Origin of the sequence: Actinomadura nitritigenes (genome assembly GCF_017573545.1) — a bacterium.
GTDB lineage: Bacteria > Actinomycetota > Actinomycetes > Streptosporangiales > Streptosporangiaceae > Spirillospora > Spirillospora nitritigenes.
Genome location: NZ_JAGEOK010000002.1, coordinates 452,381 through 463,904, shown reverse-complemented (window position 1 = coordinate 463,904; position 11,524 = coordinate 452,381). Strand labels below are relative to the sequence as shown.

Below are 11,524 nucleotides of genomic sequence, written 5' to 3'. Positions count from 1 at the left end.
CCGGGCCCGCAGGGCCGCGCCGCCCGCCGAGCCCGCGGGCGGGCGCGGCTGGGCGCCCGAGGAGGGACGCGGCGGTCCCGTCGCGCCGTCCGCGCCGTCCGCGTCGGCGACCCAGGCGGTCCCGGCGTCCCCGCCGCCGCTCCCGCCGGAGCGCGGCCGCTCGTCCCGGGCGAACGGGGCGGCGCCGTCCGGATCGGGGACCCGCTCGTCGTCCGGCCCGCGCGGCACCCGCGTGGCCGGCGGCGCGAACGGCAGCGGCGCGTCCACCGGGAACGGCGCGTCCGGCCTGCCGAAGACGCCGCCCCCGTCGGGCAAGCCGCCGCGCAAGGGCGCGCCGAAGGGCCGCTCGGACAAGCCCGCGGAGGGCGACAAACGCCCGGCCTCCGACATCGCCGCCGACCTGTGGCCGGACGGCGGTGACCCGACCCGCACCGCCGAGGACCCGCTGTACCTGCTCGGCGGCAAGGTGCCGAGCGCGGACAAGCCGTCGCCGGCCGCCGACAAGCCGGCGGCCGACAAGCCCGTGGCCGACAAGGGCCGGGGCGGCAAGCCGGAACCGGGCACCGGGGCCGGCAAGGGAAAAGGCGACTCGTCCCTGATGCACTACGACCTGGACAGGTGACCCGGGGGGCTTCGGGACGGAGCGTGAGCACCCCTGAGAGCACGGCCGAGACGAGCGCCGCCGAGGTGAGCACGGCCGAGAGGAGCACGGCCGAGACCGCGATCGACCTGCCCGCCGTGCCCGGCCCGGCCCCCGCGGCACCCGCCGCGGGCGGTCGCGGCAAGCGGATCGCGGGGAAGGCCGGCCGGCTGCTGGGCTCCGCGGGCGGCGCCGTCGCCGTGCAGTTCGTCACCGCGGGCGGCAGCCTCGTCGTGCAGTCGCTGGCCGCCCGCACGCTCGGCGCGTCCGGCTACGGCGCCTACGCGCTGCTCTTCTCGATCATCGTCATGATCACCTCGGTGCAGACCAGCTGGGTCGGCGACACCCTCACGGTGTTCGACCGGTTCGAGCCGCGGGTGCGCGGCGCGCTGCTGCTGTCGGTCGGCGGCACCGTGGTCGCCGGCGCGGCCGTGGGCGCGGTCGTGGCGGCCGCCATGCACCTCGCCGGGCCGCTCGGCATCGCGCTGTTCGCGCTCTCGGTGGCCCTGTGGCTGCTGGAGGAGACCGGGCGGCGGATCTTCACGGCGCGGATGGAGTTCTGGCGGCTGACCGTCAACGACGCCTGCTACCTGCTGACGACGCTCGCGGTGCTCGGCGCCTCGCTCGGCGCCGGCGCGGGCGCCTCGGTGGAGCTGCTGCTCGCCTCCATGTGCGCGGGGTCGCTGGCCTCGATCCTGCTGGCCCGGGTCCGGCTGCCGCGCGAGGAGTACGCGCTCGCCTCGCTGCGCGGCACCGCGTTCCGGGAGATCCTCGCGTTCTCCTGGTGGCGGTCGGTGCAGGCCGGCATCCGGCCCACCGCGCTGCTGCTCGCCCGCGTGATGATCGCCGGGTTCGCGTCCACCGCCGCGCTGGCCGGGGTGGAGGCGGCGCGGCTGCTGCTGTCGCCCGCGCTGACCTTCGTCAACGGCGCGGGCTGGTTCCTGCTCGGCGACTTCGCCAAGGCGGAGAAGGCCGGCCGGCCGATGCGGGCCCGGCAGGCGGTGCGGGCGTGCGGGCTGATGTCGGGGATCGCGCTCGTGATGAGCCTCGGCGGGATCCTGCTGGTGGGCTGGCTCGGCCCGGTCGTGACGGGCGGCTCGTTCGAGGTGGACCGGGTGGCGCTCGGCGGCTGGGCGCTCTACTCGGTGTGCTTCTCCTGCACGCTGCCGCTGGCCAGCCTGGCGACGGCCCGCAAGCAGTCCCGCTCGGTGTTCGTGATCCGCGGTGTCGAGAGCCTCAGCGGCCTGGCCGTGCTGCTCGGCCTGCTGGCCGCCGACCCGGGGCACGCCGCGATCGCGCCCTACTGCCTGGGCGCGGGCGGGATCGTCTCGGCGCTGATGCTGTGGCGGATGCTGCGCAAGGGCGACCCGCCGCGCGGGAGCGGCGGGCCGGCGGCGGCGCCTGCGGGCGCGGAGCCTCAGCCGTCAGGGGCCTCTGCCCGGACGGCGGGGTCAGGGGACCAGCTCGTCCGCTGACGCGGGGACGCGCTCGCGGCCGTTCCGGGCGCCCGCCGACCGGGCCGTGCGGCGGCGCCCGGCCAGCCAGACGGCGGCCGTCCCGGCGCCGAGCACGACCACCGTCCACGCGATCGGGACGGCGCCGACACCGAACATCTTCAGCGCGGACGCGACGAGCACCAGCGCCAGCACGCGGCGGATGAGGCCGCCGGGGGCGCGCGAGGAGATCTTCGAGCCGAGGTAGACGCCCGGGATCGAGCCGACCAGCAGCGCGGCGGTGACCTGCATCTGGAAGTCGCCGAACAGCAGGTGGCCGAGCGCGGCGGCGAACACCAGCGGCACCGCCTGGAGCAGGTCGGTGCCGACGAGCTGGTTGGCCTTGAGCGTCGGGTACAGCGCGAGCAGCGCGACGATGATGAGCGAGCCGGAGCCGACCGAGGTGATGCCGACGACGAGGCCGCCGACGAGCCCGATCAGCACGGTCGGCACGGGCCGGATCCGGATCTGCGGGGCCTCGCCGTCCGCGGCGCCGGGGCGGTGCCGGTCGCGCCGCGCGAGCACGCCGCGGACGGCCAGCCCGGCGGCGGCGATGAGGAGCGCGCCGCCCATCGCCTTGCTGATCAGGTCCTCGACGTGGTCGCCGTGGCCGAGGGCGCGGGCGAGCAGGACGCCGGAGAACGCGGCCGGGACCGACCCGGCGCACAGCCAGCCGACGAGGCGCATGTTGATGGTGCCCTGCCGGTAGTGCACGGCGCTGCCGACGGGCTTCATCACCGCCGCCGCCACGAGGTCGCTGGAGACCGCGGCGAGCGGGCTGACGCCGAAGAACGTGACGAGCATCGGGGTCATGAGCGCGCCGCCGCCCATCCCGGTGAGCCCGACGACGATGGCGACCAGGAACGAGCCGAGGGCCATGGTCCAGTCGAAGTCCACGCGCCTTCACCCCCTACAGCGGCATGACCTACCTGCTATATAGGAAAACTTGCCTAATACAGTACGGGACCGCACCCGGGTCTGTTAACCCGGGTGCACCCCAACAAACGCGACTAGATTGACGATCTACGTCTTAAGGGACGAAAGAGGACTATTCGGTCCGGAGCCAGCCGCCCGCGACCATCAGCTCGAGGACCCGCCCCACCGCCTCGTCCGGCGCCATCGCCGAGGTGTCCAGCACCAGGTCGGCGTCGTCCGGCACCTCGTACGGGTCGGAGATCCCGGTGAACTCCGGGATCTGCCCCGCTCGCGCCTTGGCGTACAGGCCCTTGCGGTCGCGGCGCTCGCACTCCTCCAGCGGCGTCGACACGTGCACCAGGATGAAGTCCCCCGCAGCCGAGACCATCCGGCGCACCTCCGCGCGCGTCGCCGCGTACGGGGCGATCGGCGCGCAGATCGCCACCCCGCCGTGCCGGGTGATCTCCGCCGCGACGAACCCGATCCGCCGGATGTTCAGGTCGCGGTCGGCCTTGGAGAACGTCAGGCCCGCCGACAGCATCCGCCGGACCACGTCCCCGTCCAGCAGCGTGACCGTCCGGCCGCCCCGCTCGACCAGCGCGTCCGCCAGGCCCCGCGCCACCGTGGACTTGCCCGAGCCCGACAGGCCCGTGAAGAACACCGTGACGCCCCGCGAGTGCTTCGGCGGGCGGGCCCGCGCCAGCTCGGCGGCGACCGCCGGCGGGGTGAACCAGTCCGGGACGGGCTCGCCCGCGTCCAGCAGCTCGCCGAGCCGCTCGGCGGTCAGCTCCGCCTGCACGTGGTCGGGCTCGATCCGCGCCACCGGACGCCAGATCTCCACGTCTGCGTCATAGGCCCACGGCTCGGGCACCACGACCGGGATCGCGGTGCCCTCCATCTCCTGCTCGGCGAGCAGGTGCGTGGCGCCGTACGCGGCGGCGACGTGCGCGCGCAGGAGCAGGTCGCGCTCGTGGTCGCCGCGGGGCGGCAGCGGCACCGGGACGATCCGCGTCCCCTCCGGCAGCTCCTTGCGAACGCCCAGCAGCGCCCGGACGAGCGACTCGTCGTGCTCGCCGCTCAGCAGCGGCAGCACCAGCACCTGCGCGCCGAGCTGCTCGGCGACCTGGCGGATCTGGCCGAGCTGCTTGCGGTGCAGGGGCTCGCGGGTGGCGACGCAAAGGCGGTTGCCGGCGGCGCGTCCTCCCTCGGCCGGCGCTGCCGGGCCGTCCACCGGGTCCAGCTCGTCGGGACGGCGGCGCAGCGAGTGGAACGGTCCGTGCGCGGGGGAGCGGAGCGGCTCCAGCGGACCGGCCAGCCGCCAGCCCTGGGACGTCGGGTCCTGCCAGGCCTCCGTGACCTTCAGGACCGCCAGCGGCACGCCCTCCGGGTCCTGCAGGACGAGCCGCTCGTGCGCGGTCAGCTCCTTGGGCACCGCCAGGGTGACCGGGACCGGCCACGGCGTCCCGTCGGCGAGCCGGCCGCCCGCGATCACCATCGCGGCGTCGAACGAGCCGAGGAAGCCGGTCAGCGGCCGGTACACGCCCGCCAGCAGCAGCTCCAGATCGGCGAGCTCCACCGCGTCCGGAGCCCACCCGGGCAGGTCGCGCAGCGTGTCGGGAAGGCCGGCTTCGGCGGTCACCGCGGTCTCCGATCCCGCCCGGCGCGCGCGCCGGGCCGATGCAGGTCAAGGGTCGATTTCCCGCCAAATTACTGCGGTCGCGCCGGTGCCCGCATCTCCGCCCCCCGTCAGATCACCCGGGCGAAGCGGTTCTCCGGCTTGCGGATGACGAGGGTGACGTCGCTGTGGTCTGCGGTGAGGCGGCCCCGGCTGGCCGCCGACACCAGCCGGCACAGCAGGTCGGTGAGGCCGGTTCCGGCCCCGAGCGCGTCGATGGCCTGCCGGGAGGTGTACTCCTCGGCGATCATCAGCCCGCGCATCACGCAGTACCACTGCATGCCCTGCCGCGACGCGACCCTGTCGTAGATCGCGGGCGGCGGCTGGAGCCGCCGGGCCCGCCCGGCGCGCGCCTCGGCCGCCGGGACCCGCCGCCTCTCCCGCCGCGGAGCGGGCCGCTCCCGCCCGTCCGTGGCGCCGCGGGCGTCCGGCGCGTCCGGCAGGGCGACGGCGGTGCCCGCGGGCGGCGGGACGGCGGCGTCCGCCATGCCCCCCGCCGCGTCTTCCACCGGGCCCGCCGCCGGGCTCTCGGCGGGGACGCGGGCATGGGCGCCGCGCGCCGCCCGGGCGGGACGGGACTTCCGGCGCCGCCCCGAGGCGTGCATCCAGCGCGGCAGGTGCCGGTCGAGGAACCCGAACGCGGTGTTGCGGTCGCGCAGGTGCACCAGCAGCAGCCCGCCCGGCTTGAGCGCCGCGACGAACCGGTCGAGGACCAGCTCGGCGTGCGGGACCCGCTCGACGAGGTAGGTCGCGTGGACGATGTCGTAGGCGCGCGGCGGCATCGGCACCGTGCGGAGGTCGCCGAGGTGCCACTCGTCGAGGTCGGGCCGCTCGCAGGTGTGGGCGCGCAGCTCCGGGGACTCCAGGTCGACCCCGGTCACCAGGCAGTCGCGGTCGCCGAGGTCCAGCCCCGCGCCCCAGCCGCAGCCCGCCTCCAGGATGTGGATCCGCTGCAGGGGCTTCTCCAGTGCGTACTGCCTTGCGCGTTCTGAGAAGAGATCGCCGTCGTTGACCGGCGGCGTACGCAGATCGGTCACAGTTTCGCAGCGTAACCGCTCGACTGCACTCTGTCCGCTATTTGCCTATTCTTGGTAACCGCCGTGTCGCCCAGCGCGACCGGCGGCGGTCTGCGGCGCCGCCAGCGCGAGGGCGGGCGCGGGCGCGTAGGCTGGTGGGCGATGCCGGGTCCGCGCACGGATTCCGGTTCTTCGGGCTGCCCTGCCCCTCGGGGTGAATGCGAACTTACGGGCGAAGATGACGCTTTCTGGACTTGTTGACCTTGCATGCGCCGACCCTGAACTCGAGCGCGCGCTGAAGCGGGCGCGCGTCGACACCGAGGTCGTCGCGCCCCCCGCCACCTGGCCGATCCTCGCCGCGGCGCTGAGCCGCGCGGTCGGCGCGCGCTCCGCCGGTCCCGGCGGGCGGCACGGCGTCGTGCTGGCGGTCACCGCGACCGGCCGCGAGGCCGAGGACCTCACCGCCGCGCTGACCAGCCTGATCGGCGCCGGCCGGGTGGCGCACTTCCCGGCCTGGGAGACGCTGCCGCACGAGAAGCTGTCGCCGCGCTCCGACACGGTCGGGCAGCGGCTCGCCGTGCTGCGCCGCCTCGTCCACCCGAACGCGGCCGACGCGCCCACCGAGGAGGAGGCCCGCGAGCCCGGCGCCGAGGGCGCGGGCGCCAAGGGCGGCGCGCTGGACGTCGTCGTCACGCCGATCCGCGCCGTCCTCCAGCCGATCGTGTCGGGCCTCGCCGACCTCGAGCCGGTCCGGCTCGTGTCCGGCGGGGACGCCGACATGGACGACGCCGTCCGCCGCCTCGTCGACGCCGGGTACCACCGCGTCGACCTGGTCGAGAAGCGCGGCGAGATCGCGGTGCGCGGCGGCATCCTCGATGTCTTCCCGCCCACCGAGGAGCACCCGCTGCGGGTGGAGTTCTGGGGCGACACCGTCGAGGAGATCCGCTACTTCAAGGCCGCCGACCAGCGGTCCCTCGAGGTCGCGCAGGACGGCCTGTGGGCCCCGCCGTGCCGCGAGCTGCCGCTCACCGAGAAGGTCCGCGAGCGCGCGAGGCGGCTGGCCGGGGAGCACCCGGCGCTGGAGGACATCCTCGGCCGGATCGCCGACGGCGACACCGTCGAGGGCATGGAGGCGTTCTCGCCCGTCCTCGCCGAGAGCATGGAACTGCTCACCGACCTGCTGCCGGACGGCTCGGCGCTGCTGGTGTGCGAGCCGGAGCGGATCCGCACCCGGTCGGTCGAGCTCGTCCGCACCAGCCAGGAGTTCCTGGAGGCCAGCTGGGTCAACGCCGCCGCCGGCGGCGAGGCGCCCATCGACCTCGGCGCCGCCGCGTTCCGGTCGCTGGAGGAGGTGCGGGCGCACAGCGCCGAGCTCGGCCTGCCGCGCTGGAGCGTCACCGCCCTCACCCCCGGCGCGGCGGCCGGGGACGCGTCCGGCGCGTTCGACCCGGACGCGCCGGGCGAGGTGCTGAACCTCGGCGTGCACGCCGCCGAGGCGTACCGGGGCGACACCACCCGCGTCGTCGGCGACCTCAAGGGCTGGATCGACGCCGGCTGGCGCGTCGTCATGGTCACCGCGGGCCACGGGCCCGCCGAGCGCCTCGTCCAGCTCGTCGGCGAGGAGGGCGTCGGCGCGCGGCTCGCCGACGTGGCCGCGCCGCCCGAGCCGTCCGTCGTCACCGTCACGACCGGGCTGCTGGAGAACGGCTTCACCTGGGAGCCGGTCAAGCTCGCGGTGCTGACCGAGACCGACCTGTCCGGGCAGAAGTCGTCCACGAAGGACGTCCGGCGGATGCCGTCGCGGCGCCGCGGCGGCATCGACCCGCTGCAGCTCAAGCCCGGCGACTACGTCGTCCACGAGCAGCACGGCGTCGGCCGGTACGTGGAGATGGTCAGCCGGACGGTGCAGGGCGCGACCCGCGAGTACCTGATCCTGGAGTACGCCAAGAGCGACCGGCTGTTCGTCCCGACCGACCAGCTGGAGGAGCTGACCCGCTATGTCGGCGGCGAGGCGCCCAGCCTGCACCGGCTCGGCGGCGCCGACTGGCAGAAGGCCAAGTCGCGTGCCCGCAAGGCCGTCAAGCAGATCGCCGGGGAGCTGATCCGGCTGTACTCGGCGCGGATGGCGAGCCCCGGGCACGCGTTCGGCGCCGACACCCCGTGGCAGCGGGAACTGGAGGACGCCTTCCCCTACGTGGAGACGCCCGACCAGCTCGCCGCCATCGACGAGGTGAAGGGCGACATGGAGAAGCCCGTCCCGATGGACCGGCTGATCTGCGGCGACGTCGGCTACGGCAAGACCGAGATCGCGGTGCGCGCCGCGTTCAAGGCCGTCCAGGACGGCATGCAGGTCGCGGTGCTGGTGCCGACGACGCTGCTCGTCCAGCAGCACCTGTCGACGTTCACCGAGCGGTTCGCGGCGTTCCCGGTCGTGGTGAAGCCGATCAGCCGGTTCCAGACCGACGGGGAGATCGGCGCGACGCTGCAGGGCCTCGCCGACGGCACCGTGGACGTGGTGGTCGGCACGCACCGCATCCTGTCGGCGCAGACGAAGTTCAAGAAGCTCGGCCTGGTGATCATCGACGAGGAGCAGCGGTTCGGCGTCGAGCACAAGGAGGAGCTGAAGCGGCTCCGCACGCAGGTCGACGTGCTGGCGATGTCGGCGACGCCGATCCCGCGGACGCTGGAGATGGGCCTCACCGGCATCCGGGAGATGTCCACGATCCTCACGCCGCCGGAGGAGCGGCACCCGGTCCTGACGTTCGTCGGCCCGTACGAGGAGAAGCAGATCGCCGCCGCGATCCGCCGCGAGCTGCTGCGCGAGGGCCAGGTGTTCTTCGTGCACAACCGGGTCCGGTCGATCGACAAGGTCGCGGCGAACATCGCCCGCCTCGTCCCGGAGGCGCGGGTCGCGACCGCGCACGGCCAGATGAACGAGCACGAGCTCGAGAAGGTCATGGTCGACTTCTGGGAGAAGAACTACGACGTGCTGGTCGCCACGACGATCGTGGAGTCGGGGCTGGACGTCCCGAACGCCAACACGCTGATCGTCGACCGCGCCGACATGTACGGGCTGTCGCAGCTGCACCAGCTGCGCGGCCGCGTCGGCCGCGGCCGGGAGCGCGCCTACTCCTACTTCCTGTACCAGCCGGAGCAGCCGCTCACCGAGACCGCGCACGAGCGGCTCGCGACCCTCGCGCAGCACACCGAGGTCGGCGCCGGCATGTACGTCGCGATGAAGGACCTGGAGATCCGCGGCGCGGGCAACATCCTCGGCGCGGAGCAGTCCGGGCACGTCGCGGGAGTCGGGTTCGACCTGTACGTCCGGATGGTCGGGGAGGCCGTCCGGGACCTGAAGGAGGGCGGCGCCGAGCCCGAGGCCGTCGAGACCAAGGTCGAGCTTCCCGTCGACGCGCACCTGCCGCACGAGTACGTGCCGGGCGAGCGGCTGCGGCTGGACGCCTACCGGCGGATCGCGGCGATCACGTCCGAGGACGAGATCGGCGCCGTGCACGACGAGCTGAAGGACCGGTTCGGGCCGCTGCCCGTCCCGGTGCTGAACCTCCTGGAGGTCGCGCGGTTCCGTGCGAAGGCGCGCCGGGCGGGGCTCGCCGACGTCACCGTCCAGGGCAACTTCATCAAGTTCACGCCGGTGGACCTGCCCGACTCCAAGCAGGTCAGGCTGCAGCGGCTGTACCCGAAGAGCATCCTGAAGCCCGCCACCGACACGCTGCTCGTGCCCGCGCCGAAGACGGCGCCGCTCGGCGGCCGCCCGCTGCGCGACCAGGAGCTGCTGAAGTGGGCGACCGACCTGGTCGAGGCGCTGTTCCTGGAGGTCTCGCCCGCGTCCGCCGGGCGGGGATAGGCTGCACCGGATCGCCGGACGATCAGGACCAGGGCCGTCCCGACGTGTCCGGCGACGCACAGCGACGAACGACGAGACGAGGATTCCGTGCCCGGTAAGTCCGTGAAGGTCGTGGTGGCCGCCGTGGTGGCGGCCGGCGCGCTGGCCGGCTGCGGCGGCCAGACCCGCGTCGGCACCGCCGCCCTCGTCGGCGGCGACCGCATCACCGTCAGCTCCCTCGACCAGACCGTCCGGGACTGGCGCGGCCAGTTCAAGGACGACCCGGTCGCCAACCAGATCCGGGCGAACTCCAGCGGTCTCGCGCCGGGGCTCGGCGACCAGGAGTCCGAGACGGACATGCAGGGCGCGCTGAGCCTGCTGGTGAACTTCCGCGTCGCCGACCGGGTCGCCCGCCGGGCGGGCGTGTCGGTGCCGGAGGGGCTGGCCGACCGGACCACCGCGCTGATGGACCAGCGTGGCGGCGCCGGCTCGATCACGCTGGCCAGCGGGCTGCCGCGGTCGCGCGCCCGCGACCTGGCGCGGTTCATCGCGACGCAGACCGCGGTGATGCAGAAGTTCGGCGCCGACCTGAACAACGCGCAGAGCCCGCTGACCGTGCAGGCCGCGCAGCAGTGGGGCGAGCTGTTCCAGCGGACCGCCGACGGCATGCACATCAAGATCAACCCGCGGTTCGGCCGGTACGACGCGGCCAAGGTCGACATCGGCCCGGTCGTGTACGACCTGTCGTCGGCGGAAACGGGTACCTCCGAAAGATGAGCGGAGCGAACCGGGGGGTGCGGGGGGTCGTCCCCCCGCAGGGTGCTCGCATGAGCGGAGCGAACCGGGGGGTGCGGGGGGTCGTCCCCCCGCGGGGTGCTCGCATGAGCGGAGCGAACCGGGAGGCGCGAAGGGTCGTCCCCCCGCAGGGGACGCGCGCATGAGCCTGACGCTGCTGGCGACCACGCACCGGGTCGCGCCCGGCCTGCTGACCTGGAAGGCGTGGGACGCGCTGCGCTCGGCGGGGCGGGTGCTCGCCCGCCCCGGCCATCCGCTCCTGCCGTACCTGCGCGACGCGGGCGTGACCGCCGAGGAGACCGCCGTCCCGGACCCGGCCGCGCTCGTCGCCGCCGCGCGGGAGGCGGACGTCGTGTGGATCGCGGCGCCCGAGGGCGACGAGGACCTGATGCGCGCGGTCGGCGCCCTCGTCGTGAGCGACCCGCTGGACGTCGAGGTGCTGCACGGCTCCTACGACCTGCCCGGCGCGCGGCTGCTCGACCTGGTGGCGGTGATGGAGCGGCTGCGGCGCGAGTGCCCGTGGGACCGGGAGCAGACGCACGAGACGCTCGTGCCGTACCTGCTCGAAGAGTCCTACGAGGTGCTCGACACCATCGAGAACGGCGACTACGGCGCGCTGCGCGAGGAGCTCGGCGACGTGCTGATGCAGGTGGCGTTCCACTCCGAGGTGGCCTCCGAGCGCACCGACGACACCGCGTTCACCATCGACGACGTCGCCGCCGGGATCGTCGACAAGCTCGTCCGGCGGCATCCGCACGTGTTCGCGGACGTGGCGGTGGCGGGCGCCGACGAGGTCAACGCGAACTGGGAGCAGATCAAGGCGGCCGAGCGGGCGGCGAAGAGCGGCGCGGACGCGTCCGCGCTGGACGGCGTCCCGATGGGCCAGCCGGCGCTGTCGCTGGCGGCGCAGCTGCAGCGCCGCGCCGGCCGGACGGGCGCCCCGGGCGAACTCGCCCCGACCGCCGCCGACACCGGGAACGACCTGGGTATACGGTTGTTCGCCCTGGTTCGGGAGGCCGCTGATCGCGGACTCGACGCCGAAGCGGAGTTGCGGGCCGTATCCCGGGTATTCCGCGATCGTGTCAGAGCGTGGGAACGGCGGCGGACGCGCGACTGATCCGGGGCATCGCGGGCGGAACATCGCCG

Annotated in this window: 7 protein-coding genes and 1 pseudogene; 5 read left to right on the top strand and 3 right to left on the bottom strand. The window is 74.5% G+C overall.

What is annotated here, in order from left to right:
• Window positions 1–622: pseudogene (locus tag J4557_RS04455) on the top strand (hypothetical protein); the annotation flags it as partial.
• 23 nt (window positions 623–645) lie between these two features.
• A complete protein-coding gene (locus tag J4557_RS04450) occupies window positions 646–2,115 on the top strand; it encodes a lipopolysaccharide biosynthesis protein (RefSeq protein WP_208265029.1) in 1,470 nt (489 codons plus the stop codon).
• Here the strand turns inward: J4557_RS04450 and J4557_RS04445 are convergent.
• The 3 genes from J4557_RS04445 to J4557_RS49285 all read right to left on the bottom strand — a co-directional run bounded on the left by J4557_RS04445 (window position 2,092) and on the right by J4557_RS49285 (window position 5,760).
• Entirely contained in the window at window positions 2,092–3,030 is a 939-nt protein-coding gene (locus J4557_RS04445) for a sulfite exporter TauE/SafE family protein (RefSeq protein WP_307799385.1), read from the bottom strand. The two genes, J4557_RS04450 and J4557_RS04445, sit on opposite strands and share 24 nt — an antisense overlap.
• A 151-nt stretch (window positions 3,031–3,181) precedes the next feature.
• Complete coding sequence (gene cysC, locus J4557_RS04440) at window positions 3,182–4,687, bottom strand: adenylyl-sulfate kinase (RefSeq protein ID WP_208265028.1); 1,506 nt, start codon at window positions 4,685–4,687, stop codon at window positions 3,182–3,184.
• 107 nt (window positions 4,688–4,794) lie between these two features.
• Window positions 4,795–5,760 (bottom strand): class I SAM-dependent methyltransferase, encoded by a 966-nt coding sequence (locus J4557_RS49285; protein WP_307799383.1) that lies wholly within the window; start codon window positions 5,758–5,760, stop codon window positions 4,795–4,797.
• Between the two features lie 217 nt (window positions 5,761–5,977).
• Between J4557_RS49285 and mfd the strand changes: the two genes are divergently transcribed.
• The 3 genes from mfd (at window position 5,978) to J4557_RS04420 (ending at window position 11,495) form a co-directional block, all read left to right on the top strand.
• Window positions 5,978–9,604 (top strand): transcription-repair coupling factor, encoded by a 3,627-nt coding sequence (mfd, locus tag J4557_RS04430; RefSeq protein ID WP_208265027.1) that lies wholly within the window; start codon window positions 5,978–5,980, stop codon window positions 9,602–9,604.
• Window positions 9,605–9,691: 87 nt separating this feature from the next.
• On the top strand, window positions 9,692–10,360 hold the full coding sequence (locus J4557_RS04425) for a hypothetical protein (RefSeq protein ID WP_208265026.1): 669 nt from the start codon (window positions 9,692–9,694) through the stop codon (window positions 10,358–10,360).
• A 160-nt stretch (window positions 10,361–10,520) separates the two neighbouring features.
• Window positions 10,521–11,495 (top strand): nucleoside triphosphate pyrophosphohydrolase, encoded by a 975-nt coding sequence (locus tag J4557_RS04420; protein WP_208265025.1) that lies wholly within the window; start codon window positions 10,521–10,523, stop codon window positions 11,493–11,495.
• Window positions 11,496–11,524 lie beyond the last annotated feature (29 nt).

Bases quoted from the DNA above. Each gene is read 5' to 3' on its own strand.
- J4557_RS04420 (WP_208265025.1), top strand. From the start codon at position 10,521: ATGAGCCTGACGCTGCTGGCGACCACGCACCGGGTCGCGCCCGGCCTG.
- mfd (WP_208265027.1), top strand. From the start codon at position 5,978: ATGACGCTTTCTGGACTTGTTGACCTTGCATGCGCCGACCCTGAACTC.